This window comes from Pseudomonas sp. DC1.2 (assembly GCF_034351645.1).
Taxonomy (GTDB): Bacteria; Pseudomonadota; Gammaproteobacteria; order Pseudomonadales; family Pseudomonadaceae; genus Aquipseudomonas.
This window is the reverse complement of the sequence record NZ_CP133782.1, coordinates 5,207,795-5,233,627: the sequence shown is the minus strand read 5'-3', so window position 1 is coordinate 5,233,627 and position 25,833 is coordinate 5,207,795. Positions and strand designations below refer to the sequence as shown.

The 25,833-nt window shown below is 59.3% G+C and carries 24 protein-coding genes and 1 riboswitch; of the genes, 10 read left to right on the top strand and 14 right to left on the bottom strand.

What is annotated here, in order from left to right; translation table 11 throughout:
• On the top strand, positions 1 to 765 hold the full coding sequence (madM, locus tag RHM68_RS23765; protein ID WP_322219436.1) for a malonate transporter subunit MadM: 765 nt from the start codon (positions 1 to 3) through the stop codon (positions 763 to 765).
• A 115-nt stretch (positions 766 to 880) separates the two neighbouring features.
• On the opposite strand, the gene RHM68_RS23760 is transcribed toward madM, so the two are convergent.
• The gene (locus tag RHM68_RS23760; protein WP_322219435.1) at positions 881 to 1,252 is read right to left on the bottom strand and encodes a DUF6124 family protein; all 372 of its coding nucleotides are present in this window, start codon (positions 1,250 to 1,252) and stop codon (positions 881 to 883) included.
• Positions 1,253 to 1,476: 224 nt separating this feature from the next.
• The gene (locus RHM68_RS23755; protein WP_322219434.1) at positions 1,477 to 2,391 is read right to left on the bottom strand and encodes a LysR substrate-binding domain-containing protein; all 915 of its coding nucleotides are present in this window, start codon (positions 2,389 to 2,391) and stop codon (positions 1,477 to 1,479) included.
• Positions 2,392 to 2,544: 153 nt separating this feature from the next.
• Here RHM68_RS23755 and trhA point away from each other — a divergent pair, with 153 nt between their 5' ends.
• The gene (trhA, locus tag RHM68_RS23750; protein ID WP_322219433.1) at positions 2,545 to 3,162 is read left to right on the top strand and encodes a PAQR family membrane homeostasis protein TrhA; all 618 of its coding nucleotides are present in this window, start codon (positions 2,545 to 2,547) and stop codon (positions 3,160 to 3,162) included.
• Positions 3,163 to 3,243: 81 nt separating this feature from the next.
• On the opposite strand, the gene RHM68_RS23745 is transcribed toward trhA, so the two are convergent.
• Together RHM68_RS23745 and RHM68_RS23740 are read right to left on the bottom strand one after the other, a co-directional pair.
• Entirely contained in the window at positions 3,244 to 3,963 is a 720-nt protein-coding gene (locus RHM68_RS23745; RefSeq protein WP_322219432.1) for a 16S rRNA (uracil(1498)-N(3))-methyltransferase, read from the bottom strand.
• A 56-nt stretch (positions 3,964 to 4,019) separates the two neighbouring features.
• Positions 4,020 to 5,426 (bottom strand): adenosylmethionine--8-amino-7-oxononanoate transaminase, encoded by a 1,407-nt coding sequence (locus tag RHM68_RS23740; protein ID WP_322219431.1) that lies wholly within the window; start codon positions 5,424 to 5,426, stop codon positions 4,020 to 4,022.
• 354 nt (positions 5,427 to 5,780) lie between these two features.
• On the opposite strand from RHM68_RS23740, the gene RHM68_RS23735 reads away from it, so the two are divergent.
• Positions 5,781 to 6,332, top strand: coding sequence for a cytochrome b (locus RHM68_RS23735; protein WP_322219430.1), 552 nt, complete (start codon positions 5,781 to 5,783; stop codon positions 6,330 to 6,332).
• A 31-nt stretch (positions 6,333 to 6,363) separates the two neighbouring features.
• A complete protein-coding gene (locus RHM68_RS23730) occupies positions 6,364 to 6,957 on the top strand; it encodes a YceI family protein (protein ID WP_322219429.1) in 594 nt (197 codons plus the stop codon).
• A 161-nt stretch (positions 6,958 to 7,118) separates the two neighbouring features.
• Here the strand turns inward: RHM68_RS23730 and RHM68_RS23725 are convergent, their stop codons facing one another.
• The 4 genes from RHM68_RS23725 to ahcY form a co-directional block, all read right to left on the bottom strand.
• Complete coding sequence (locus RHM68_RS23725) at positions 7,119 to 9,005, bottom strand: DEAD/DEAH box helicase (RefSeq protein WP_322219428.1); 1,887 nt, start codon at positions 9,003 to 9,005, stop codon at positions 7,119 to 7,121.
• Positions 9,006 to 9,227: 222 nt separating this feature from the next.
• Entirely contained in the window at positions 9,228 to 10,040 is an 813-nt protein-coding gene (locus tag RHM68_RS23720) for a substrate-binding periplasmic protein (protein ID WP_322219427.1), read from the bottom strand.
• A gap of 159 nt (positions 10,041 to 10,199) precedes the next feature.
• Complete coding sequence (gene metF / locus RHM68_RS23715) at positions 10,200 to 11,045, bottom strand: methylenetetrahydrofolate reductase [NAD(P)H] (RefSeq protein WP_322219426.1); 846 nt, start codon at positions 11,043 to 11,045, stop codon at positions 10,200 to 10,202.
• A 132-nt stretch (positions 11,046 to 11,177) separates the two neighbouring features.
• Positions 11,178 to 12,587 carry an adenosylhomocysteinase gene (gene ahcY, locus RHM68_RS23710; protein ID WP_322219425.1) on the bottom strand — a complete coding sequence of 470 codons (1,410 nt, stop codon included), beginning with the start codon at positions 12,585 to 12,587 and terminating at the stop codon, positions 11,178 to 11,180.
• 23 nt (positions 12,588 to 12,610) lie between these two features.
• Positions 12,611 to 12,713, bottom strand: a riboswitch (S-adenosyl-L-homocysteine riboswitch).
• A gap of 198 nt (positions 12,714 to 12,911) precedes the next feature.
• On the opposite strand from ahcY, the gene RHM68_RS23705 reads away from it, so the two are divergent.
• A complete protein-coding gene (locus RHM68_RS23705) occupies positions 12,912 to 13,316 on the top strand; it encodes an acyl-CoA thioesterase (RefSeq protein ID WP_322219424.1) in 405 nt (134 codons plus the stop codon).
• Positions 13,317 to 13,402: 86 nt separating this feature from the next.
• Positions 13,403 to 14,284 (top strand): formate/nitrite transporter family protein, encoded by an 882-nt coding sequence (locus RHM68_RS23700; protein WP_322219423.1) that lies wholly within the window; start codon positions 13,403 to 13,405, stop codon positions 14,282 to 14,284.
• A gap of 45 nt (positions 14,285 to 14,329) precedes the next feature.
• On the opposite strand, the gene RHM68_RS23695 is transcribed toward RHM68_RS23700, so the two are convergent.
• Positions 14,330 to 15,499: an MFS transporter gene (locus tag RHM68_RS23695; protein ID WP_322219422.1), complete on the bottom strand. Its 1,170-nt coding sequence runs from the start codon at positions 15,497 to 15,499 to the stop codon at positions 14,330 to 14,332.
• 197 nt (positions 15,500 to 15,696) lie between these two features.
• Between RHM68_RS23695 and RHM68_RS23690 the strand changes: the two genes are divergently transcribed.
• Together RHM68_RS23690 and RHM68_RS23685 are read left to right on the top strand one after the other, a co-directional pair.
• Positions 15,697 to 16,530: an EamA family transporter gene (locus RHM68_RS23690; protein WP_322219421.1), complete on the top strand. Its 834-nt coding sequence runs from the start codon at positions 15,697 to 15,699 to the stop codon at positions 16,528 to 16,530.
• A gap of 41 nt (positions 16,531 to 16,571) precedes the next feature.
• On the top strand, positions 16,572 to 16,955 hold the full coding sequence (locus RHM68_RS23685; protein ID WP_322219420.1) for an MAPEG family protein: 384 nt from the start codon (positions 16,572 to 16,574) through the stop codon (positions 16,953 to 16,955).
• A 125-nt stretch (positions 16,956 to 17,080) separates the two neighbouring features.
• Here RHM68_RS23685 and RHM68_RS23680 read toward each other — a convergent pair whose 3' ends face one another.
• Positions 17,081 to 18,259 (bottom strand): murein transglycosylase A, encoded by a 1,179-nt coding sequence (locus RHM68_RS23680; protein ID WP_322219419.1) that lies wholly within the window; start codon positions 18,257 to 18,259, stop codon positions 17,081 to 17,083.
• A 128-nt stretch (positions 18,260 to 18,387) separates the two neighbouring features.
• Between RHM68_RS23680 and RHM68_RS23675 the strand changes: the two genes are divergently transcribed.
• Entirely contained in the window at positions 18,388 to 18,837 is a 450-nt protein-coding gene (locus RHM68_RS23675) for a cytochrome c (protein WP_322219418.1), read from the top strand.
• An 86-nt stretch (positions 18,838 to 18,923) separates the two neighbouring features.
• Here RHM68_RS23675 and RHM68_RS23670 read toward each other — a convergent pair whose 3' ends face one another.
• The 4 genes from RHM68_RS23670 to RHM68_RS23655 all read right to left on the bottom strand — a co-directional run bounded on the left by RHM68_RS23670 (position 18,924) and on the right by RHM68_RS23655 (position 23,461).
• Positions 18,924 to 19,319 carry a DUF1090 domain-containing protein gene (locus tag RHM68_RS23670; protein WP_322219417.1) on the bottom strand — a complete coding sequence of 132 codons (396 nt, stop codon included), beginning with the start codon at positions 19,317 to 19,319 and terminating at the stop codon, positions 18,924 to 18,926.
• A 91-nt stretch (positions 19,320 to 19,410) separates the two neighbouring features.
• Positions 19,411 to 21,084, bottom strand: coding sequence for an NAD-dependent DNA ligase LigB (gene ligB / locus RHM68_RS23665; protein ID WP_322219416.1), 1,674 nt, complete (start codon positions 21,082 to 21,084; stop codon positions 19,411 to 19,413).
• Positions 21,085 to 21,256: 172 nt separating this feature from the next.
• Positions 21,257 to 22,447 carry a methionine adenosyltransferase gene (gene metK / locus RHM68_RS23660; RefSeq protein WP_322219415.1) on the bottom strand — a complete coding sequence of 397 codons (1,191 nt, stop codon included), beginning with the start codon at positions 22,445 to 22,447 and terminating at the stop codon, positions 21,257 to 21,259.
• 18 nt (positions 22,448 to 22,465) lie between these two features.
• Positions 22,466 to 23,461 carry a metalloregulator ArsR/SmtB family transcription factor gene (locus RHM68_RS23655; protein ID WP_322219414.1) on the bottom strand — a complete coding sequence of 332 codons (996 nt, stop codon included), beginning with the start codon at positions 23,459 to 23,461 and terminating at the stop codon, positions 22,466 to 22,468.
• A gap of 272 nt (positions 23,462 to 23,733) precedes the next feature.
• On the opposite strand from RHM68_RS23655, the gene tkt reads away from it, so the two are divergent.
• Complete coding sequence (gene tkt, locus RHM68_RS23650) at positions 23,734 to 25,731, top strand: transketolase (RefSeq protein ID WP_322219413.1); 1,998 nt, start codon at positions 23,734 to 23,736, stop codon at positions 25,729 to 25,731.
• Positions 25,732 to 25,833: the final 102 nt, after the last annotated feature.

Below are 25,833 nucleotides of genomic sequence, written 5' to 3'. Positions count from 1 at the left end.
ATGTGGGCCCTCCTCGAGAAAGGTCTGGGAAACAACAGCCTGGTTACGGCATTTGCGTTTGTCGGCGTGATCATGTGGGTGTCGGTGGTGTTGTCCAAACGCCTGACGTTCGGGCGTATTCATGGTTCGGCGATTGCCATCGTGATTGGCCTGGTGCTGGCTTGGGTCGGCGGCACGATGACCGGTGGGCAAAAAGGCCTGGCGGACTTGTCGCTGTTTTCCGGCATCGGCCTGATGGGCGGCGCCATGCTGCGCGATTTTGCCATCGTCGCCACGGCGTTTGAGGTGCAGGCCACCGAAGCAAAAAAGGCCGGACTGATTGGCGTGATCGCGCTGCTATTGGGCACGATTTTGCCGTTCATCGTCGGTGCGAGCATTGCCTGGGCCTTCGGCTATCGCGATGCGGTGAGCATGACCACCATCGGCGCAGGTGCGGTGACTTACATCGTCGGGCCGGTCACTGGCGCGGCGATTGGGGCCAGCTCCGATGTGATGGCGCTCTCGATTGCCACTGGTCTGATCAAGGCTATTCTGGTGATGGTTGGCACCCCCATGGCAGCACGCTGGATGGGCCTGGATAACCCGCGCTCGGCGATGGTGTTTGGCGGGTTGGCGGGCACCGTCAGTGGAGTAACGGCCGGGTTGGCGGCGACGGATCGGCGGCTGGTGCCTTACGGCGCGCTGACGGCGACGTTCCACACCGGGCTGGGCTGCCTGCTTGGGCCTTCGCTGCTGTACTTCATTGTTCGCGCGATTGTTGGCTAGCTTCCGAAGATGTCTTCGCGAGCCAGCCCGCTGCTGCACTGCACGGATACAGGGAGGTGATCCCTACCGGTCAACGGTGTGCGGGCTGATCGCGAACGATGAGCAATGATCACCGTTACTTGCCCGGCCCAAGTGCTTGCGAGCTGTCCTGCACTCGATTCACTGCCAGTTCGGCGAGCATGATGATCTGCTGAATCGCCAGCGCCATATGCCGATGGGCTCCTTCCAAGCCCCCGGCAAAATCGCTGGCCATCAGACTGGCCGAAGCCAGGCTCTCGCTGGCCACGGCCAACAAACTGCCACAGTCCACATCCGGGGCGACGATGAACACCTTGCTGGGTCGGCGCTCAGCGGTTTTTTCCGGGGCAGGAGTGTTGAGGTAGTGATCAAGGGCGCGGTCGGCGGCTGCGTGGAGTTTTTTTGAATGGGGTGAGGCGTAAGGCGACACTGTCTGGTTGTCAGGGTGCTGACTTATGGCTTTGGACATGATGATCTCCGTTGCCGCTTCCGTTGCTGGGTTTTTCGGGGTTCCGAAGCCCGACTGCTGATGTCTTCAGCGCGGCGTAAAACTAGAGCCAAGGCGTCTGAGGGGCAACCTGAAAGCGTTGTGGGAGAGTTCCTAGGATCATGTCGATTGCTCCTACATGAGCGTAGGGCGTCGTTATTCATGCAGTGCCATATCGGGCGCGCTGCAAGGTAATCCGTTGGGGTTCAGCGTTGGCGATTGGCGTACATTCGGCACTCCGCCAGCAACGCGAGCAGATTTGGATCGCGCTCCTTGGCCTTCAGAAACACCACGCCAATGTGCTGCTGTAGCCGGTAGCGTTCCTGCAAGGGGACCAGCTTGACCCGGTTTTCATACACCGCAGCAATTCTTCCCGGTAGCAACGCATAGCCGACACCGGAGCTGACCATGCTCAGCAGGGTAAAAATGTCGTTGACCTGCATGGCCACTTTGGGCTCGAACCCTGCTTGCTTGAACACCCGATTGCCGTCCCTGTGGGTCGCGAAGCCTTGGGTCAGGGTGATGAACGTTTCGTCGCGCACGTCCGCCAGATCAACCTCGGCGCGTTGCGCGAACCTCGAGTCGGCGGGGGTGGCGAGGAATATATCGTCGGAAAACAGCGGGATCTGCTCGCAGTCCGGGTCGTTGACGCTGTCGTCCAGCGACACGAGAATCGCGTCGACCTCCATGTTTTTGAGCTTGTACAACAAGTCGATGTTGGAGCCCAGAATCAGGTCGATATTGAGTTCGCTGCGGCGTATTTTCAGGCCCATGATCAGCTGCGGCACGGTTTTCACTGTCAGTGAATACAGTGACCCGAGCTTGAAGCGCTCAGCGGAGAACCCGGCGGCTTCGCGGGTCAGGCGCACGCTTTCGACGACGTCCTGAATCAGTTTCTGCGCCCGCTCTTCAAGCACATAGGCGCTTTCGAGCGGCGTCAGGTTGCGTCCTTCGTGCTTGAACAGCGGACAGCGCAGGGCGCTTTCCAGGGAGTGAATCGCCCGGTGTACGCTGACGTTGCTGGTTTGTAACTCGGCAGCGGCCCGCGCCAGGTTGCCGGTGCGCATGAAGGCCAGGAACACTTCGAGTTTTTTAAGGGTCAATTCTTCGTCGATCAGCATCGCGCGGACTCTTTTTAGAATGCGCTGATTGTGCCCAATTGCGCCGACGTTGGCTCAAAGGATTGAACCGCGTGACAATCAGAGTCATTGCGCTTTTACCCCTCAGGCCTGAGCCTTGGGCAAAGCAGCAACGTATTTCGAGGGAAGCGACCTATGTATCACGGGGAAAAATTGAACGCCTGGACTCATTTGGTCGGGGCGGTGGCAGCGTTTGTCGGGGTAGTGTGGATGCTGGTGGTCGCCAGCATGGAGGGTAGCCCCTGGAAGATCGTTAGTGTGGCGATTTACGGTTTTACCTTGCTGGTGCTCTACAGCGCCTCGACCGTGTACCACAGCGTGCGCGGGCGCAAAAAAGAGATCATGCAGAAAGTTGATCACTTTTCGATCTACCTGCTGATCGCTGGCAGTTACACGCCGTTTTGCCTGGTGACCCTGCGCGGGCCGTGGGGCTGGACGTTGTTCGGGATTGTCTGGGGCTTGGCGCTGATTGGCATTTTGCAAGAGATCAAGCCTCGCTCCGAAGCGCGGGTTTTGTCGATTGTGATCTACGCGGTCATGGGCTGGATCGTGCTGGTAGCGGTCAAACCGTTACTGGCGGCACTGGGCACTGCCGGGTTTGCGTGGCTGGCGTCGGGCGGGGTGCTGTACACCGTGGGGATTATCTTTTTTGCCCTGGATCATCGCTTGCGGCATTCCCATGGGATCTGGCATCTGTTCGTGATTGCCGGGAGTTTGCTGCACTTTGTAGCGATTTTGTTTTACGTCCTCTAAACCGTGTCGTGGCCCTTCGCGAGCAGGCTCGCGCCCACCGGAATAAATTCTCCTGTGGGCGCGCCTGCTCGCGAGGGAGCGCTAGAAGTCGCCCCAAAGCTGTTGGGCCACCGCCACCGCTACCACCGGTGCGGTTTCGGTGCGCAGCACTCGCGGCCCGAGGCGGGCGGCGTGAAAACCGGCCCCCTTGGCCTGATCCACTTCAGCGTCCGATAAACCACCTTCCGGGCCGATCAGAAATGCCAGGGTCGAAGGCTTGGCGTGGCTGAGCAGCGGCTCTGCCACCGGGTGCAGCACCAGTTTTAACTCAGCGTCGGCCTGCTTCAGCCAATCAGCCAGCAACAGCGGCGGATGAATCACCGGCACCCGAGAGCGACCGCATTGTTCACAAGCGCTGATTGCCACCTGACGCCAGTGCATCAGGCGTTTGTCGGCGCGCTCGTCTTTCAGGCGCACTTCGCAGCGGTCGGTGAAAATCGGCGTGATGTCGTTGACGCCCAACTCAGTGGCTTTTTGAATCGCCCAGTCCATGCGCTCGCCACGGGACAAGCCTTGGCCGAGGTGAATGTTCAGAGGCGATTCGATTTGGCCAGGGAAGCTTTCAGCAATCTGTACCGTGACGCGCTTCTTGCCGACGTCGGCCAGGGTGCCGAGAAACTCATGCCCCGAGCCGTCGAACAATTGCACGGCATCACCCTCTGCCATGCGCAGCACACGGCTGATGTAGTGGGCCTGGGCCTCGGGCAATTCGCGCTCGCCGATGCTCAAGGGCACGTCAATAAAGAAGCGGGACAGTCTCATGCTGGGGTCTCTGTGGTTTGATTTTTCCCACGCCGCGCGTGGGACCAGCGATTGTACTAGCCCGGATCGCGGAAGCCGGGATGGAAGTCCTTCGGTACGCAAACACTGATGCTGTCGCGAGTGGCGATGTCGATGCCTTCGCTGGCCACTTCGGCGAGGAAGTCGATCTGTTCCGGCGTGATCACGTAGGGCGGTAGGAAATACACCACGCTGCCTAACGGCCGCAGCAGCGCACCGCGCTCCAGGGCGTGCTCGAACACCTTCAAACCCCGGCGTTCCTGCCACGGATAAGCGGTCTTGCTCGCTTTGTCCTTAACCATCTCGATGGCCAATACCATGCCGGTCTGGCGTACCTCCGACACATTTGGATGATCCGCCAGGTGCGCGGTTGAGGTCGCCATGCGCTGGGCCAGTGCCTTGTTGTTCTCGATGACGTTGTCTTCTTCGAAGATGTCCAGCGTCGCCAGTGCTGCTGCACACGCCAGCGGGTTGCCGGTGTAGCTGTGGGAGTGCAGGAAGGCGCGCAAGGTCGGGTAGTCGTCGTAGAACGCGCTGTAGACATCATCAGTCGTGACGCAAGCGGCCAATGGCAGATAACCACCGGTCAGCGCTTTAGATAAACAGAGGAAATCCGGGCGGATACCGGCCTGTTCACAGGCGAACATTGTCCCTGTGCGGCCGAAACCGACGGCAATTTCGTCGTGGATCAGGTGTACGCCGTAACGATCGCACGCTTCGCGCAACAGTTTGAGGTACACCGGGTGGTACATGCGCATGCCGCCGGCGCCCTGGATCAAAGGCTCGACGATCACCGCTGCAACGGTCGTGTGGTGCTCGGCCAGGGTCTGCTCCATGGCGGCAAACATCGTGCGCGAATGCTCCTCCCAGCTCATGCCTTCGGGGCGCAGGTAGCAATCGGGACTTGGCACCTTGAGGGTGTCCAACAGCAGGGCTTTGTAGGTCTCAGTAAACAGCGGCACGTCGCCCACCGACATCGCGGCGATGGTCTCGCCGTGGTAGCTGTTGGTGAGGGTGACGAAGCGCTTTTTGTTCGGCTGACCACGATTGAGCCAGTAGTGAAAGCTCATTTTCAGCGCGACTTCGATGCAGGACGAACCGTTATCGGCGTAGAAGCAACGCGTCAGGCCTTCGGGCGTCATTTTCACCAGGCGCTCGGACAGCTCAATCACCGGTTGATGGCTGAAACCGGCGAGGATCACATGTTCCAGTTGATCGACCTGGTCTTTGATGCGCTGGTTGATCCGCGGGTTGGCGTGGCCGAACACGTTGACCCACCAGGAACTGACGGCGTCGAGGTAGCGTTTGCCTTCAAAGTCTTCCAACCACACGCCTTCGCCGCGTTTGATCGGAATCAGTGGTAGCTGTTCGTGGTCTTTCATCTGGGTGCAGGGGTGCCACAACACAGCCAGATCCCGTTGCATCCACTGATTATTCAGGCCCATTTACAGTCTCCTCGAGGCGGCCCGCTTGGTACGCGGGCAAACAATCGCGCAAGCCTATGCAATGCGTGGCGCAGGAACAACCCATTGTGATGATTGGGTTTAATGTCGCTGCTCGTCGGTCGGCGCGCAGGTGCGGTTTTTTTCACGGCGCGCAGCCGAATCCAGTCGGTAAAAGGCGACGCTTCGTTTAAGCAGGTCGGATTACATCTCGCCACACTTTTATGTTTAATCTTTCCTTAACTCGGGTCTTTCAGACTCTTGATCGTATTTCTCGATATTTCAAAGCGAAAATTTCCGCTTTAAATCGATAGATAACTCGATAGTCTTGGTCGCAGTTCTCACAGGATTTGGGCAATGCAGCTACGTAATTCTTCATCACGCTACGGTTGGATCAGCATGTTCCTGCACTGGGGCGTGGCGCTGGCGGTCTTCGGACTGTTTGCCCTGGGCTTGTGGATGGTCGGTCTCGACTACTACAGCACCTGGCGCAAAGACGCGCCGGACCTGCACAAGAGCATTGGCTTGGTAGTGTTCGCTGTGATGCTGCTGCGTGTCCTGTGGCGCTTCATCAGCCCACCGCCGCCGACCCTGAAAAGCTACAGCCGCCTGACGCGCCTCGGCGCCAAGTTCGGTCATTCGTTTCTGTACGTGGGTTTGTTCGCGTTGATGATTGCCGGTTACCTGATTTCCACCGCAGACGGTGTCGGGATCCCGGTGTTTGGTCTATTTGAGATTCCTGCACTGGTTTCCGGGCTACCGGACCAGGCAGATACCGCCGGTGTCATCCATCTGTACCTGGCGTGGGCGCTGGTAATTTTTTCCGGTCTCCATGCGTTGGCAGCATTGAAACACCACTTTATCGATCGTGATGCGACCCTGACTCGAATGCTCGGCCGCAAAGCCTGAAATTCAACCTCGACTCCAAGGAATAGAAAGCATGTTGAAAAAGACCCTCGCTGCTCTGGCCATCGGTTCGGCCCTGCTATCCGCCAACGTAATGGCGGCTGATTACACTGTCGACAAAGAAGGCCAGCACGCCTTCGTCGACTTCAAGATCAGCCACCTGGGCTACAGCTACATCACCGGTACTTTCAAGGACATCGACGGCAAGTTCAGCTTTGACGCTGCCAAGCCAGAAGACAGCAAGATCGAGTTCAACGTGCGCACCGCCAGCGTGTTCACCAACCATGCTGAGCGCGACAAGCACATCTCCAGCAAAGACTTCCTGGAAGTCAGCAAATACGCTGATGCCAAGTTTGTCTCCACCAGCGTCAAATCCACCGGCAAAAACGCTGCTGGCAAAGAGACTGCTGATGTGACCGGCGACCTGACCCTGCATGGCGTGACCAAGCCCATCGTGGTTAAAGCCACGTTCCTGGGCGAAGGTAAGGATCCATGGGGCGGCTACCGTGCTGGCTTCGAGGGCACTACCAGCATCAAGCGTTCCGATTTCGGCAAGATGATGGACCTGGGCCCACAGTCCGACGCCGTCGAACTTTACATCTCGTTTGAAGGTGTTAAAGCGAAGTAATATTCGCCGCTGACACAAAAAACGCCCCTGATCTCACGGTAAGGGGCGTTTTTTTTGCCCTGAAAAACACCACGCAAAGATCCTTTGCAGGGGGTTTGTCTCGCTGAAAAAAAATGCCCCGAATCGCGAGATCCGGGGCACTTTTTCAGGACTGCGCTAAATCAGCGGTTGCGAGTCAGCAACGCTGGTTTTTCGCCGCGTGGACGGCTTGGCAGTTGATCCAGCTGCTCAGGTGTCGGGAACCGATCGGTTTTCGACTCCTTGTGCATGATCTTCGGTGCCGGACCGCGCGGGTTCTGCACCGCTGGTTCCGAACGTGGTTGCTCGTCGGTACGGGCCGGGCGACGGTTGCGGGACTCTTCGCGACGGGCTTGGCCGTCACGTGGAGCACCGTTGCGTGGACCGCTACGCTTGGCCGGTGGAGTGCCGGTGGTCGCGCCATCGCTGCTGCGCGGAGCGCTTTGACGGCCCTGAGGCTTGCCGCCGGTGCGCGGAGCACCTGCGCCAGCGCCGGTTGTCGTACTTGGCGTCGGAGCACCTGGACGGCGACCACGGCCTTGAGCCGGTTTGGCCTGAGGTACGTAATCAACGCGGTTACCGAAGTTGTCCACGTCGTCGTCAAGGAACTCGTCCGGAGCACGATCAGCTGCGGCAGCGCGTGGCGCCGGGCGCTGTTGTTCGCGAGCCGGCGTACCTTCACGCGGCTTTTGTTCACGTGCGGGACGATCACCACGGCCGGTGGCAGCAGGTTTTTCCTTGCCGCCCTTGTCCTTGCCTTTGTCTTTACGACCGCCACCGCCACCGGTGCCATTCGGACCGTCGCCACGAGGGCCACGTGGAGCGCGCGGGTTACGCACGTCGGGACGTTCGCGAACTTCTGGTTTCTCGGCTTCCACCGCGCTGGAGTCGAAGCCCATCAGGTTGCCGTCGGCAATCTTCTGCTTGGTCATGCGCTCGATGCTTTTCAGCAGTTTTTCTTCGTCCGGGGCGACCAGCGAGATCGCCTCGCCCGAACGACCGGCGCGGCCAGTACGGCCGATACGGTGTACGTAGTCTTCGTCGACGTTCGGCAGTTCGAAGTTGACCACGTGTGGCAACTGGTCGATGTCGAGACCGCGAGCAGCGATGTCGGTGGCAACAAGGATGCGCACTTCACCGGCCTTGAAGTCGGCCAGGGCTTTGGTGCGAGCGTTCTGGCTCTTGTTGCCGTGGATAGCGACGGCGCTCAGGCCGTGTTTGTCCAGGTACTCGGCCAGGCGGTTGGCACCGTGCTTGGTGCGAGTGAACACCAGAACCTGTTCCCAGGCGCCGGCGGTGATCAGGTGCGCGAGCAGTGAACGCTTGTGGCTGGCCGCCAAGCGGAACACCCGCTGTTCGATGCGTTCGACCGTGGTGTTCGGCGGCGTGACTTCGATGCGTTCCGGGTTGTGCAGCAGCTTGCCGGCCAAGGACGTGATGTCGTTGGAAAAGGTCGCTGAGAAAAGCAGGTTCTGGCGTTTGGCTGGCAGGCGCGCGAGGACTTTCTTCACGTCATGGACAAAGCCCATGTCGAGCATGCGGTCCGCTTCGTCCAGCACGAGGATTTCCACGTGGGACAAATCGACGCTGCCTTGGCCGCACAGGTCAAGCAAACGACCTGGGCAGGCGACCAGCACGTCGACACCACGGGACATGGCCTGAACCTGTGGGTTCATACCAACGCCGCCGAAGATGCAGGCGCTGACGAACTTCAGGTCTCGGGCATAGAGCTTGAAGCTCTCATGCACCTGGGCCGCGAGTTCGCGAGTGGGGGTCAGGACCAGCACGCGAGGTTGACGCGGGCCGTGACGCTGGGATTTGTCCGGGTGACCGTTGGGGAACAGCCGTTCCAGAATCGGAAGGGCGAAGCCGCCGGTTTTACCAGTACCTGTCTGTGCCGCAACCATCAGGTCGCGACCTTGCAACACGGCGGGAATGGCCCGCTGTTGCACCGGAGTAGGCTCGGTATAGCCCGCTGCCTCGATGGCGCGGACTAAAGCCTCGGAGAGACCGAGGGAAGCAAAGGACATGAGTAATCCTGTTTTAGTTAGGGCTTGGCCCAATGGGAGTCTTGCCTGGCGCGAATGGCGTTTAAGAGGACGCAATCCCGTCCGGTCCTGCTGGGTCACGAAGGCTCGTCTGGAGCGCTCGCGCTGGCTTGAAAGCTGCGCTGTAGCGGGGTCGAGATGCCTTGAACGGTTCCGAGCGTCCGGGCGTGAGCCTGGCGGGAACGCCGGAGTATAACAGAGCAATCACTGCGCGCCGCTTTCCTGCTGCTCAACGGTTTTTTCGAAGACGGCGCCGGTGCTGGTTTTTACCTCGGGGGCCGGGGTCGCGCCGTAGCGCGCGCTTAGCTCGGCATAGGCTGGCTCGCGTTTGAAGCGCTTGAGTTCGGCGCCGAAGCGCTGCACCAGCAAGTCCATGCCCGCATTGCGACGGACCGCGAGAAACTGGCTTTGATGGCTGATGACGGTGGGGTTTTCGGTGACTTGGTCGCGGATATCCAGTTCATCAAGCAAGTGCTGGCCGACTCGGCGATCAGTGATCAGCAGGTCGATGCGTCCGCGTAGCAGTTTGCCGAAGTTGGCTTCGTGGGTCGGTGCCGGCTCCCGGGTGAACAAGGTCGAGTTGCTGAAGTCGGCGCTGTACAGGTAGCCGGGTGACGTGCCGATCGTCATGCCCTTCAGCTCGTCCAGCGTAAGGAACGCATGTGGTCGCTCGTTGGCATAAAACATCACAAACTCCACCTGCGACAACGGCTCGTTTGGGTAGAGCAGAGTCGCATCGCGTTCATCGCTGTGGAAAATGTCCAGCGCGCCGTCTGCCTGGCCTTGGTCGAGCATCGAAAGACAGCGCTTCCACGGCAGGAACTGCCATTCGACCTCGATCCCCAGCCGCTTGAAGACAATGGCGGTGGCTTCGTAGTCCAGCCCCATGGCTTTGCCGTTCTCCTCATACACATAAGGCGCCCACGGCTCGGTGACAATACGCAGCTTCTCACCTCGAGCGGTGAAGCTCAGGCAAGCGAAAAGAAGCACGGTTATCAATTGCGCGATCAAAGGCATGGCAGGAGATTACGACGAGAAACCGCAAAGAGCCAGAAACTGACTCGACAAGCTCTAACTCAAGCGGTTGCTGCGCGTTAAAAGGCTCGCGAAAAGCAAAAAATCGCAGCGAGTGGCTGCGATTTTTTTCTTGCTTGTAGCGTTCGCTTTGAAGCGCGTTTAGCGAGGCAACTTCAGGTTGTTCCACACCGCCAGGCTTGGTTCAGACTGGTTCAGCGTGTAGAAGTGCAGCCCTGGAGCGCCACCTTGCAGCAGACGTTCGCACATCTGGGTGATGACCTGTTCACCAAAGCCTTGAATGCTCTGGGCGTCATCGCCGTAGGCTTCCAGTTGCTTGCGAATCCAGCGCGGGATTTCCGCACCGCAGGCATCGGAGAATCGGGCGAGCTTGCTGTAGTTGGTGATCGGCATGATCCCCGGCACGATCGGGATGTTCACGCCCATCGCCCGTACTCGCTCAACGAAGTAGAAATAGCTGTCGGCGTTGAAGAAGTACTGGGTGATTGCACTGTCGGCGCCAGCGTTAGCCTTACGCACGAAGTTGGTCAGATCATCTTCGAAATTACGCGCTTGCGGATGCATCTCCGGATAAGCGGCGACTTCGATGTGGAAATGATCACCGGTCTCTTCACGAATGAATTCAACCAGGTCGTTAGCGTGACGCAGTTCGCCGCTGGCCATGCCCATGCCCGAAGGCAGGTCACCGCGCAAGGCGACTATCCGCTTGATGCCCGCTGTCTTGTATTGAGTCAGCAGACCGCGCAGATCGTCCTTGCTGTCGCCCACGCAAGACAGATGCGGTGCGGCAGGTACTTTGACTTCACTTTCGAGCTGCAACACGGTGTTGATGGTGCGATCACGGGTCGAGCCGCCAGCGCCATAGGTGCAGGAGAAGAAGTCGGGATTGTAGGTAGCCAACTGGCGAGCAGTGGCGAGCAGCTTTTCATGCCCAGCGTCGGTCTTCGTAGGGAAGAACTCAAAGCTGTAGCGACGGTCTTGGGACATGGTCATATCCTTGGAAACGCGTAAGCCTGTGAGGCTTGCACAACCCAGGTGGGCGCGGGATTTTATGGGGGCCGGGCAAGCCCGCTCCCACAAAAAGCCCGCTCCCCCAGGGAGAGCAGGCAGCAGGACCGATCAGTAGCGGTAAGCGTGCGGCTTGAACGGGCCTTCGACGGTCACGCCGATGTAGTCGGCCTGGGTCTTGGTCAGTTGAGTCACGACGCCGCCGAAACCGCGGACCATTTCCAGGGCCACTTCTTCGTCGAGTTTTTTCGGCAGCACTTCAACGGTCAGACGCTCGGCTTTCTGGGCTGGCGACAGGTCGGCGTACTTCTGGCCAAAAAGGAAGATTTGCGCCAGAACCTGGTTGGCGAACGAACCGTCCATGATGCGGCTTGGGTGACCTGTGGCGTTGCCCAGGTTTACCAAACGGCCTTCGGCCAACAGGATCAGGTAGTCGTCGTTCTGAGCGTCGAACGCGCCCGGACCGGTGCGGTGGATTTTGTGAACCTGTGGCTTCACTTCTTCCCATGCCCAGTTCTTGCGCATGAAAGCGGTGTCGATTTCGTTGTCGAAGTGACCGATGTTGCAGACAACAGCGCGCTTCTTCAGGGCTTTGAGCATGTTCGAGTCGCAAACATTGACGTTGCCGGTGGTGGTCACGATCAGGTCGATCTTGCCCAGCAGTGCTTTGTCGATGCTGGCTTCAGTGCCGGTGTTGATGCCGTCGATGAACGGCGAAACCAGCTCGTAGCCGTCCATGCAGGCTTGCATGGCGCAGATTGGGTCGACTTCGGTAACTTTGACGATCATGCCTTCCTGACGCAGGGACTGGGCCGAACCCTTGCCCACGTCACCGTAACCGATGACCAGCGCTTGCTTGCCGGACAACAGGTGGTCGGTGCCGCGCTTGATTGCATCGTTCAGGCTGTGACGGCAGCCGTACTTGTTGTCGTTCTTGCTCTTGGTCACCGAGTCGTTGACGTTGATGGCCGGGATTTTCAGCTCGCCTTTGGCCAGCATGTCCAGCAGACGGTGAACGCCCGTGGTGGTCTCTTCGGTCACGCCATGGACGCGGTCCAGGATAGCCGGGTATTTTTTGTGCAACAGCTCGGTCAGGTCGCCACCGTCGTCGAGGATCATGTTGGCATCCCATGGCGCGCCATCTTTCAGGATGGTTTGCTCCAGGCACCACTCGTACTCTTCTTCGGTTTCGCCTTTCCAGGCGTAAACCGCGATACCGGCAGCAGCGATAGCCGCAGCAGCCTGATCCTGAGTCGAGAAAATGTTGCACGACGACCAGCGTACTTCGGCACCCAGGGCAACCAGGGTTTCGATCAGCACGGCAGTCTGAATGGTCATGTGGATGCAGCCGAGAATTTTCGCGCCCTTGAGCGGCTGCGCACCGGCGTATTTGCGGCGCAGACCCATCAGGGCAGGCATTTCGGATTCGGCGATGATGGTTTCGCGACGGCCCCAGGCAGCCAGGGACATGTCGGCGACTTTGTAATCGGTAAAATCTGCAGGCGTGATAACAGCGCTCATGAAGAGCCTCCATTCGTAATGTATGCGAATGGGCGCCGTTGTGCGTTTAGTGTCTGGTCGATGACGACCAGGCAACGCCCCATCCGAGCCTGACAGGTCGAACCTGCTGCAGCGCCCCTCGGACAGGTGGCGGGAAAACGGTATCAATTGAAGATGACCGTTGTGAAACGGTAGCGATTATAGCGATCTGGATGATACTTCCAAAGGGTTTCTGTCGGACAAATGAAGATCGCTGATGGCGCCCATAGTCGATGCTGCCTAGAGCATGACCGCCCGGTCTGCCATGATGCCGCCCATCATTCGGCAAAATGCTCAGGAGTGAACATGAATTTCCACACCCGCAAATGGGTAAAACCCGAAGACCTCAACCCTAATGGCACGCTGTTTGGCGGCAGTCTGTTGCGCTGGATCGACGAAGAAGCGGCGATCTACGCCATCGTTCAACTGGGCAACCAGCGCGTGGTGACCAAGTACATTTCCGAAATCAACTTCGTCAGCGCCTCACGCCAGGGCGACATCATAGAGCTGGGCATTACCGCCACTGAGTTCGGTCGTACCTCGATCACCCTGACGTGCGAAGTGCGTAACAAGATCACGCGCAAGAGCATTTTGACCGTTGAACGCATGGTCTTCGTCAACCTCGGTGAAGACGGTTTGCCGGCGCCGCATGGCCGGACCGAGATCAAGTACGTCAAAGATCAGTTTCAGGAAGATGCCGCCAGCGAATAATCGTCGCAACCATTTGCCAGCGGCAGTGAACAGCGCCGAACCGCGCGTGTCGTAACTACACGACACGCCACCGGTTCAGGAATCTCATGGACACCCAAGCAGACGGCAAGACCCCGAACCTCTCGGCTGAAGAGCAACGCGACGTAGATAACAACCAGCCGCCGCGTGCCGCCGTGCTGCACGAAATCATCCGCACCCAGGGCGATCAAGAACTTGAGCGCAGCGTCGCCGCGCTCTGGTGGTCGGCATTGGCGGCCGGCCTGACCATGGGGCTGTCGCTGATGGCGATGGGTTTGCTCAACTCGCGCTTGCCGGATGGCGAAGCCTTTAAGGTCATCGCCAGCTTCGGTTACTGCGCCGGTTTTCTCGCGGTCATTCTGGCGCGTCAGCAACTGTTCACCGAAAACACCCTGACGGCTGTGCTGCCGGTCATGACTAAACCGACATTGAAAAACGTTGGTCGATTGATTCGACTTTGGACCGTCGTGCTGTTTGGCAACCTGTGCGGCACCCTGCTGGTGGCCTATGTAATGTTGCACCTGCCGATTTTCGATACCAAGACAGACCTGGCTTTCCTCGAGATCGGACGCAAGATCATGGAGAACAACGCTGGCCAGATGTTCGCCAAAGGCATCATCTCGGGCTGGATGATCGCCACCATGGTCTGGATGATCCCGTCCATGGAAAGCGCCAAGATGTGGATCATCATCCTCATCACGTACCTGATGGCTTTGGGGGATTTCACCCACATCGTGGTGGGCTCTGCGGAAGTGTCTTATCTGGTGTTTGCCGGCGAGTTGCCGTGGAAAGACTTCTGGCTGGTGTTCGCCGGCCCGACGCTCGCAGGGAACATTATTGGCGGCAGTTTTATTTTCGCGTTGCTGAGTCACGCGCAGATCCGCAGCGAAAGCGGACCGCCGAAGCAGTCTGCGGATCAGAAGCTCGATCCGCAGCGGGTCAAAAAGTAATCAGCAGCTAGCTGGAGGGGGCACGGTCATGTGTGGCGCCGTGGTTCAGTTGGAGACGCTGACTGTCGCCGCGCCGCGACGTTGCAGGTAGATGTAGAAAAGCGCTGTCAGCACCGTCACGCCGCTGACCAGCGCGCCGGTCCAGGGCAAGTCCGCCAGGTCTGCGCCGCTGGCCACCACCAGCCCGCCAATCCAGGCGCCGGCCGCGTTACCGAGATTGAACGCGCTTTGGTTCAGCGTTGAACCGAGGTTCGGTGCTTCATGGGCCTGATCAATGATCAGCAGTTGCAGGATCGGGCACAGGGCGAAAGCGAATATGCCCCACAGCACCAAGGTGATTGCCGCCGGAATCACTGAGTGACTGGTCTGGGTGAAGGCCGCCAGAACCACCACCACGGCCAACGCCATCCCCATCAGAGAAGGCAGCAAACGACTGTCGGCCAGCCGACCACCGATCATGCTGCCCGCCGTCAGTCCCACGCCGAACAACAGCAGCATGACGGTCACGCCGTGGGGGCTGACCCCCGTGATGTCTTGCAGGATGGGCGCGATGTAAGTGAACACGCTGAACAGGCTGGTGGACGCCAGCACACTCATGCCCAATGCGAGCAGCACATTGATCTTGCCCAGCACCTTGAACTCGCTGGCCAGGTTGGCTTTGTCCATGGGGATGTCCTTCGGCAGCCACGCCCACTGCGCGATGGCGGCGATCACTCCGATTACCGATACGGCCCAGAACGTCGAACGCCAACCTGCGTATTGTCCGAGTGCTGTGCCCAGCGGCACGCCGAGCACGTTGGCCAGGGTCAGGCCGGTAAACATCATCGCAATCGCCTGCGCCCGCTTATTCGGTGCCACCAACCCGGCTGCGACTACCGAGCCGATGCCGAAAAATGCACCGTGGCACAGCGCGGTAACCACTCGCGCGGCCATCAGCGTTGCGTAGTTTGGCGCCAGCGCGCAGAGGATATTGCCGAGGATGAACATCAGCGTCATACCCAGCAGTGTGGCTTTGCGTGGCATGTTGGCGGTGCCGATCGCCAGGATCGGCGCGCCGAAGACAACGCCCAGGGCGTAGCCGGTAATCAGCAGGCCTGCGTGGGGAATGCTCACGGCGAGGTCGTGGGCGACATCGGGGAGCAAGCCCATGATGACGAATTCAGTGGTGCCGATGCCGAACGCGGCAACAGCGAGGGCAAGCAAGGCGAGTGGCATGCGCAAGGTCTCTGTCGGTAGTCTTGACGCTCTGATCAGGCATACGCAGGCCGGCGCCCAATCTCGGTGAGAGCGGGGCGCTGGCAGAAATTATTGGTATTAGTCTGTGCGCAACTGAGTGCGGCGTGGTCGCTTGCAGTATAAACAGCTGCTGACATATGGCGAATCAATTATCTGAGCGCAATAGGGAGCGTGCCGTGCTTGCAACAACGTTGGTGTTGGTGGCGGCGCTATTGCACGCGACGTGGAATACCCTGATCAAGTTCAGCGCCGAGCGGCTGCTGGTGGTGGCGTGCATGGACAGCGTGGCCCTGTTGTTTGTCGCCGCGATGCTGGCGGTGGTGAATGTGCCACCGATGGATATCTGGCCGTGGATTCTCGCTTCGGCGGCATTCGAGTTGCTTTATCGCTACCTGTTGATTCAGGCCTATCGGGTCGCAGACTTGGGTCTGGTCTATCCGCTGATGCGCGGGTTGTCGCCACTGATGGTGTTGGCGCTGACGCTGATCTTCTCCGCAGAGGTACTGACCTCTCAGCAGATCTTCGCAATTGTGCTGATCCCGTTCGGCATGCTTTGTTTGCTGTGGCAGGGAGGGGGCGGCACGCGGTTGCCGTGGTCGGTGTTGCCCGTGGTGGCGCTGATTGGCCTGTGCATCGGTTGCTACACCTTCATTGATGGCCAAGCGCTGCGGCGCTGGTCGCACCCATTGGATTACCTGGTCTGGATGACACTGCTGAGCGCCTGGCCGTTTCCTCTGTTGGCGCTGGTGAGCAAGCGACCGGCGTTCATGGTGTTCTGGCGGCAACAATGGCGGCTTGGGTTGGCGATCGGGTTGTGCGTGTTGTTCAGCTACGCTTTGGTGTTGTGGGCCATGCAACTGGGCTCGATTGCCGAAGTGGCGGCGTTGCGCGAGATCAGTGTGATTCTGGTGGTGCTGTTCGGCGTGTACTATTTGAAAGAACCTTTCGGCAGGCCGAGGCTCTTAGCCTGTGGGCTGGTGCTGGTCGGCATGCTGATCATGAAGTTTTGACGGGCACTCTACGTTCTAAAATTTGAAGAAGGGACTGCGTTATGACGGTTGCTCTGTGGTGCGTGATGATTGCGATTTTCCTGCCGTATATCTGCACAGGCGTCGCCAAGGCCGTTGGCGGGTATGGTTTGAAAGACAACCATGATCCCCGAGACTTTCTTGAGTCGCTGAATGGTTTGGGCCGACGAGCACATGCGGCGCAGTTGAACAGCTTCGAAGTGACCCCAGCGTTTGCGGCAGCGGTGATTGTGGCGCATCTGGTGGGGACGGCACAGTTGGTAACGGTCAATGTGCTGGCGGTGTTGTTTATCACCAGTCGGTTGCTGTACATCATTTGCTACCTGGCGGACTGGGCGATGTTGCGGTCGGTGGTGTGGGTTGTGGGAATGGGGTTGATCGCCAGTTTCTTTTTTGTGTCGATCTGAGGCCGCCTTTTCGACATGCTGGGTGCCTGGGCGGGCCTCATCGAGCAGGCCCGCACACGTTAGAAACGCGTTCCCTTTCAGGTGTGAGGCTGCTCGCGAACGCTATCTAACTGCCAATAAATGACTCAAGGCTTCACGGCATCCTCTACCTGAGGCACTTGCGGCAACGCTGCGCCTTTTGGCCACAACATCCAGATTTGTCCCTGCTGTTTCATATCGCCGGCCAGTTGTCCCGCCACCTCGCCGGTGCCCCAGAACAGGTCCGCCCGAACCTCGCCGGCAATCGCACCGCCAGTGTCTTGCGCCGCCACCGGTCGCACCAGCGTGCTGCCGTCTGGTCGGGTCGTCGATAACCACAACAGACTGCCCAGTGGAATCACTTTGCGATCCACCGCTGCGCTATAACCCGCTGTCAGCGGCACGTTCAGCGAGCCACGTGGCCCTTCATTGCTGTCGGGGTTGCGGGTGAAAAACACGTAACTCGGGTTGCTGCCCAGCAGCTCAGGAATACGCTCCGGATTGGCCTTGGCCCACGTGCTGATGGCGCTCATGGTGACGTCTTCTTTTTTCAACTCGCCTTGCTCCACCAGCCAACGACCGATGGGGCGATAGGGATGACCATTCTGGTCGGCGTAAGCAATGCGCAGTTGGCGACCGTCATCAAGCTGGATGCGCCCGGAGCCCTGAATTTGCAGGAACTGCAGGTTCATCGGATCAGTCAGCCAGGCAACCACTGGCGCCTTAACCCCTTTGGTTTCGATGGTGGCAGCGTCGTCATAGGGTTTGAGCACGCGACCTTCAAGTCTTCCGCGCAGGCGTTTACCCTTGAGTTCCGGGTAGAGGCTGTCCAGGGCGACGATGATCATGTCGTCGGGCACGCCGTACACCGGGACTTTCGCCACTTCTGTCTGGGTCAGGCTGCCGGGGTAGACCGGTTCGTAGTAGCCGGTGATCAGGCCATTGGGATTGTTGTTGGCAGCGCGCAGGCCGTAGACGTCCAGGTTCTGTTTGAGGAAACCCCGGATGTCGCTGGCGGTTTGCGGCACGTTGGCAGACGCGGCGCAGGTCGCGCCCCAGACTGGATCGGCCTTGAGTCGGGTGCAGGCGCTGCGCCAGGAACCGAAACCGGCGACCAGGTCGGTGTCGGAGACTGCGGGCAATGCTTCCCATGTCGCGCTGCTGTAGGTGGCCAGCGCGTGGGTTTTTGGTTTGTTGTTATCGCCTCCGCTGCAACCTGCGAGCACGGCTACCAGCGCAAGGGTCCAGGTCAGATGGTGGCGCCAGGCCGTGAAACGGCTGTTCATCGAGTAATTCCTTTGACGGTCGTCCGAGTGCGTTGTGCGCTCAAACAACCCTTATTGATAATAGGGCTATTGGTGTTTGCCGAGGACGCGAGGATACTGGCCGCCGTTCTCCGTGACCTGAAGCCACCATGACTCTTAAAAGACTTTCTGTTGTATTGCTGGCCTGCCTGACCTTGTCCGCTTGTGGCGGTGTCGACCCAAACTCTCCGCTGGGTCAGCGCAAGGCGATCTTCAAACAGATGCTCAAGACCGGTGAAGACCTTGGCGGAATGTTGCGTGGGCGTATTCCGTTCGACGGCCCGAAATTCGCAGACGGCGCGGTGAAGCTTGATGCGCTGTCCCATGAGCCCTGGAAGCATTTCCCTCAAGTGCGTGAGGACGACCACACCAGCGCGAAGGACGACGTCTGGCAGAAACAGGCGCGCTTCCAGGAAATGGCCCGCACGCTTGAGGCGGCTACCGGCGAGTTGGTGATTGCCAGCAAGGTTCAGCCTTACAAGGCCAGCAACTTGGGGCCGGCGGTGCAGAAGGTCGAAGATGCTTGCAGTGCGTGCCATAAAGAATTTCGCAATCATTGATGTGCAGTGTGTTGACTGGCGCCTTCGCGGGCTTACCCGCGAAGGCTGACTAAAGATCGATACCACTCTCTGATCTTTACCGCTTCTTACTTATCCAGTTCGTCGAGTGCATCCTGCAATGCCTTGCGGGACTCGGCGAGTTTGTCTTTGCGACTGTTGATCTTGTCGGCATCGCCTTTCTTCATGGCCTTGTCGAGGTCCGCCTGACGCTTGCTGACGTCGTGTTTGGCGTCAAGCACCTTGTTTTCCCGTTCTTTCTTCAACGATGCATCGGTGCAATGGGCGGTGACTTCGCTCAGTGCAGTTTCCAGGCCCGCCTGTTGATCGGGGTTGCCGTGCGCCTTGGCCAATTCGATCTGGTTGATGATGCCTTGCTTCTTGGCGGCGCAGCCGGTTAGTCCGGGGGCGTCTTCAGTAGCCATCAGTGGAGTAGCCATCACACTGCAAAGGGTCAGCAGGACGAGCGGTGAAAGAAATTTCATAAAAGCTCCAGGTGAAAAAGCAATCGGGTCGAGGGTGCGATGGGCTGTTTGAGCGCACCGCCAGCGTTGGGTTCCCGGTTATCGTCGGTGACTAGAAGCCGTCAATGCCGGCAACGCGTAGTGTTTCGCTCAGGGCCAGGACCTGTGGGTCGCGGAAGAATGCGCTCAACTGCGCCGCGCGTTCCGGGCCGATACCCGCTTCTGCTTGCCATTGTTCGGTGCTGCGTTCTGCCAGCACTTGCCATGAATCGGCGAGGCGCGCTTGTCCGGTCGCAGGCAAACCCAGGGCTTTGAGCCAGCGAGCGAAAGGGCGTTGGCGTGCGCTTTCAAAACTGTTTAAAAGGCGAGCGCTGCTGCGCTCGCCGAAGCCGGCAATGTTAGCAAGCTCTTGGGCATCGAGGGTCAACCAATCCAGAAGTCCGTTTAATCTGCCTGTTTCGAGAAGTTTCGCCCACGTGCCGGGGCCGACATGGGGCAAAGCCAGTCCTTGCTTGCCGCTGAGCCACGTCAATCGTGCGAGGAATTGGCTCTCGCAGCCCGGCGATGGTTGCCAGCAACTCAGGGGGTGGAAGTCTGCTGCCAGCGGCGGGCTCAGTTTCGGGCGTTCGGCGCCGCGCAACACGACGCCATCAAGCCTTGGAATGGTCAGGCCTGCGAGGCTGATGGCGACTTGATCGCCGGGACGAATGTCCAGTGCTTGCCAGCGTTGCAAGGAGCTGGCGCTCACGCGCTTGATCTGTCGGTCATCGAGCATGACCGGCAAAAGCTCAAGTACGGGGGTGATTCGCCCGGTGCGGCCGATTTTGAAGTTGACCTTGCGCACCTCGGCCAAGGCCTGGGCGAAAGGGTATTTCCAGGCAACGCCCCAGTAAGGCGTCCGAGCCTGCCAGCGCTCTGCGGGCGGGCGCTGATCCTGGCGCAGGACAACGCCGTCACTGGCGAACGGTTGCGGGGTGCGATACCAGTGGTCACGCCAGTGCTCGGCATCGGCGAACACGTTGACGGGATGACTAAAAGGCTCAGTTGTCGGGAAGCCCAAGGTTGCCAGTGCCGCCGCCCGAGCTGGCAAGCTTGTCGGGCCTTGTGGCCAGTCCCAGACAAACAGTCCTATTGTGGCCGCCTGCTCGGTGTCCAGCACGTTGCGCGCCATCAGTCCGGCCACGATCGCGCGGGCATTCAGGCTGCCGGCACGCGCTTGAACATGATCGTTCAGGCGCCAATAGAGTTCGCCTTGCAGCAGCAAGTCCAGCGGTTGCGACAACTGTTGGGGAATGGCTTGGATCTGGCGCGCCGACGCGGTCCAGTCCTGGCCTTGCACTCCATCACCCCGACTGATCGCCTGCTGCAGCAAGCCTTTTTGGTAGATCAGGGTCACTGCCACGCCATCAACCTTGGGCTGAATCCAGACATCCTTGCGGTTGCGCAACCAACGCTCAACGTCGTGGCCCTGATGCAGCTTTTCCAGTCCGGTGTGAGGGATTGGGTGAGTCACCTTACCGCCCGCCGTTCTCAGCGGTTCGGCGGGCGGGCCGAGGTTGAAGCAGTGGCGCCATTGCGTCAGCCTTGCTCGGGACTGGTCGTAAAGTTCGTCGGCGATCAGCGTCTGGCCGTTGCGGTGGTAGCTATCGTCCCAGAGGTCTATTTGCTGTTGCAGGGTGGTGATTTCGGCCTGTGTGCGGTGTGGCGACCAGTCGGGGCAGTCGGTCGCATTGGCCGTCAGGGATGTGAGCAACAGGGTGAAAAACAGGCGCAGGTGGGGGAGCATCGAGAGCGTCCTTGCTCATGGGGATGCTTGAAGGCTAGGTCAGTATCGGGGAGGGCAAAGGATGGTTGTTTTGCTGAATGTGGCGGCGCTGAATGGGCTGCGGCTGCGGCACCGCCAATAAAAAGCCCCGCGCGGCGAACCGTGCGGGGCTTTGTGTGTCGCCGGGGACGTCTTACAAACCAGCAGCGGAGCGCAGGGCTTCGGCGCGGTCGGTTTTTTCCCAGGTGAACGTGGTGAACGTATCGTCACCGACTGTTTTGGTTTGCGGAGTGCGACCGAAGTGGCCGTAAGCTGCGGTTTCCTTATACATCGGGTGCAGCAGGTCGAGCATGGTGGTGATCGCGTAAGGACGCAGGTCGAACACGTCGCGAACCAGTTTGACGATTTTATTGTCGCTGATTTTGCCGGTGCCGAAGGTGTTCAACGAAATCGACGTCGGCTGGGCTACACCGATCGCGTAGGAAACCTGAATCTCGCAGCGCTCGGCCAGGCCGGCAGCGACGATGTTCTTGGCAACGTAACGGCCTGCGTAGGCGGCCGAACGGTCAACCTTCGATGGATCTTTGCCGGAGAACGCGCCGCCGCCGTGACGGGCCATGCCGCCGTAGCTGTCAACGATGATCTTGCGACCGGTCAGGCCGCAGTCGCCCACTGGGCCACCGATGATGAACTGGCCAGTCGGGTTGATGTGGAACTGGGTATCTTTGGTCAGCAGTTCGGCAGGCAGCACGTGCTTGACGATCAATTCCATCACGCCTTCGCGCAGGTCTTTGTACGAGACTTCAGGGTTGTGTTGGGTCGACAGTACAACGGCGTCGATCCCCACCACCTTGCCGCCTTCGTAACGGCAGGTCACCTGGGACTTGGCGTCCGGACGCAGCCAAGGCAGCAGGCCGGATTTACGGGCTTCGGCCTGACGCTGAACCAATTGGTGCGAGAAGGTGATCGGTGCTGGCATCAGCACGTCGGTTTCGTTGCTGGCGTAGCCGAACATCAGGCCTTGGTCGCCGGCACCCTGATCTTCAGGCTTGGCACGGTCGACACCCTGGTTGATGTCTGGCGATTGCTTGCCAATGATGTTCATCACGCCGCAGGTAGCGCCGTCGAAGCCGACGTCGGAACTGGTATAGCCGATGTCGATAATCACGTTACGGACGATGTCTTCCAGATCGACCCAGGCCGAGGTGGTGACTTCGCCGGCGATGATCGCCACGCCGGTTTTTACCAGCGTCTCGCACGCCACACGGGCGAACTTGTCTTCAGCAATGATGGCGTCCAGCACCGCATCGGAAATCTGGTCGGCGATTTTGTCCGGATGTCCTTCGGACACGGACTCTGAGGTGAAGAGGGAGTATTCGCTCATCTCGATTTTTTCCTGAATTTACCGATGGTGAGTGTCGCCAGTCGGTCGCTGAAAGTGGCGGACCTGGATCTGGAAACCATTACGTAAGCCTACATAGAGGCTTTCCCCGGGAACGAGTCCCGCAGCGGTGGCCCAACGGGCCAAATCGTCCTGTTCAAACCCCAACCATAGATCACCGCAGGCCTCCCTGGCCCAACTCTGGTTGTGGCTACATAACTCTGTCACGAGCAGGCTACCGCCTGGTTGCAGCAGGCTGGCCATGTGCTTGAGCGCTTCGGCCGGCGCGGCGAAATGGTGCAGCACCATGTTCAGTACAACGCAATCAGCCTGGATGCCGACACCATTCAGTGCATCGGCCAGTTGCAGGCTGACGTTAGTCAGCGTTTCACGTTCGCAGACCTGTCGCGCCAGTTCGAGCATCGCCGGGCTGTTGTCCAGCGCCGTCACCTGCGTGAAGCGGCGCGCCAGCTCCGGCAGAAAACCGCCGTCGCCGGGGCCGACTTCAATGGCGGTGGCGCCGTCACTGAAACTTAACTTGTCGAGCAGTGCCAGCACGCTGTCGCGGTATTGCGGCAGGCCGGCGATCAGGTCTTGCTGGGCGCGAAACTTCTCCGCCACCCGTGAGAAAAAGTCTTGGCTGGCCGCAGCTCGTTGGCCGTGGACCTGAGCGATCCGCGCCTGCACGTCAGTCGGCAGCGTCAGGTTGTCCACCTCTTCGAGCAAGGCGGCGTGTAGCTTTCCGCCCAGCAGTTCGGTGTGGGGCAGGGCGCGGCGGTAGAAAATCGCGTTGCCTTCACGGCGAGTCGCCACCAGGTCGGCCTGGGCCAATACCTTGAGGTGATGACTCATGCCCGACTGGCCCATGCCGAAGATCTGCGCCAGTTCCAGTACACCAAACGAATCGTTGGCCAATGCGCGCAATACATTCAACCGCAGAGGATCGCCGCCGGCCTTGCCCAGGGCCGCCAGCTCATCGCAATCGTCATGTCGAATGGAAGGCACACGTAAATTCATAAGGCCAGTAGTCTAGTGACGCTCTGAATGCCCTGCAAGGGCAATATCAAAAAGTTTTGATATTGGTCGATAAATGGCACTTCTCGCGCTGCTGTTCACTCTACAAACGAATAGCGGAAAGGTTTCATCAGGCGAATACGCCGTAATCCATTGGAAAAACGTCTCCGGCTGACTATCTGTCATTGCCCGAGGCGGCTTGGTGAGGGAAAATGCTCACCTTTTTTCCGTTTCGTTTTATTCACTCTCGATTCAATACCCGCAGGAGAACAGCGATGCCCAGCCGTCGTGAGCGTGCCAACGCCATTCGTGCCCTCAGCATGGATGCCGTGCAAAAAGCCAACAGCGGCCATCCCGGTGCCCCTATGGGCATGGCGGATATCGCCGAAGTGCTTTGGCGTGACTACCTGAAGCACAACCCGAGCAATCCATCGTTTGCCGACCGTGACCGCTTCGTGCTGTCCAACGGCCACGGCTCGATGTTGATTTACTCGCTGCTGCACCTGACCGGTTACGACCTGTCGATCGATGATCTGAAAAACTTCCGCCAGTTGCACAGCCGCACCCCGGGCCACCCTGAGTTCGGCTACACCCCAGGCGTTGAAACCACCACCGGCCCACTGGGTCAGGGTCTGGCCAACGCGGTTGGTTTTGCCCTGGCTGAAAAAGTCCTGGCCGCGCAGTTCAACCGTCCGGGTCATAACGTGGTCGATCACCACACCTACGTGTTCTTGGGTGATGGCTGCATGATGGAAGGCATTTCCCACGAAGTCGGCTCGCTGGCCGGTACGTTGGGTTTGGGCAAACTGATTGCTTTCTACGATGACAACGGCATCTCCATCGACGGCGAAGTCGAAGGCTGGTTCACCGATGACACCCCTAAGCGTTTCGAAGCCTATAACTGGCAAGTGATCCGCAACGTTGATGGCCACGATCCGGAAGAGATCAAGATCGCGATCGAAACCGCGCGTAAAAGCGAGCTGCCGACGCTGATCTGCTGCAAGACCACCATCGGTTTCGGTTCGCCGAACAAGCAGGGTAAAGAAGACTGCCACGGCGCTCCGTTGGGTGACGCCGAAATCGCGCTGACCCGCGCCGCGCTGAAGTGGAACTACGGCCCGTTCGACATCCCGGCTGACATCTATGCCGAGTGGGACGCCAAGGAAGCCGGGCACGCCGCTGAAGCCGAGTGGGATCAGCGGTTTGCTGCCTACTCGGCGGCCTTCCCTGAGCTGGCCAACGAGCTGGTCCGTCGTCTGAGCGGCGAGTTGCCGGCTGACTTTGCCGAAAAAGCTTCGGCTTATATTGCTGAAGTCGCGGCCAAGGGCGAAACCATCGCCAGCCGTAAAGCCAGCCAGAATGCACTGAATGCCTTTGGCCCGCTGTTGCCTGAGTTGCTGGGCGGCTCGGCTGACCTGGCCGGTTCCAACCTGACGTTGTGGAAAGGTTGCAAGGGTGTTTCGGCAGAAGACGCCAGCGGCAACTACATGTACTACGGTGTTCGCGAATTCGGCATGAGCGCGATCATGAACGGCGTATCTCTGCACGGCGGCCTGGTGCCTTACGGTGCGACCTTCCTGATGTTCATGGAATACGCGCGCAACGCGGTACGCATGGCGTCGCTGATGAAGAAACGCGTGGTGTTCGTCTACACCCACGACTCTATCGGTCTGGGCGAAGACGGCCCAACTCACCAGCCGATCGAGCAACTGGCCAGCTTGCGCTGCACGCCGAACCTCGATACCTGGCGTCCAGCCGACGCTGTTGAGTCGGCGGTGTGCTGGAAACTGGCGCTGGAACGTAAGGACGGCCCTTCGGCGCTGATCTTCTCGCGTCAGAACCTGCAGCACCAAACCCGTGATGCCGGTCAGATTGCCGACATTGCCCGTGGTGGTTATGTGTTGAAAGATTGCGCCGGCGAGCCGGAGTTGATCCTGATCTCCACCGGTTCGGAAGTGGGCCTGGCGGTTCAGGCTTACGACAAACTGACCGAGCAAGGTCGCAAGGTGCGTGTTGTCTCGATGCCGTGTACCAGCGTGTTCGATGCCCAGGACGCCGGCTACAAGCAAGCGGTTCTGCCGTTGCAGGTCAGTGCCCGTATTGCCATCGAGGCCGCTCACGCGGACTACTGGTACAAATACGTGGGCCTGGAAGGCCGCGTCATTGGCATGACCACTTTCGGCGAGTCGGCGCCTGCGCCAGCCTTGTTCGAAGAGTTCGGTTTCACCCTGGAAAACATCCTGGGTCAGGCTGAAGAGCTGCTGGAAGACTAAGTCCGGGCAATATATTGCCTGTTCTGACGCTGTCGCGGGCAAGCCCGCCTCCACAGGGATTACGGTCTCATGTGGGGGCGGGCTTGCCCGCGATAGCAACAG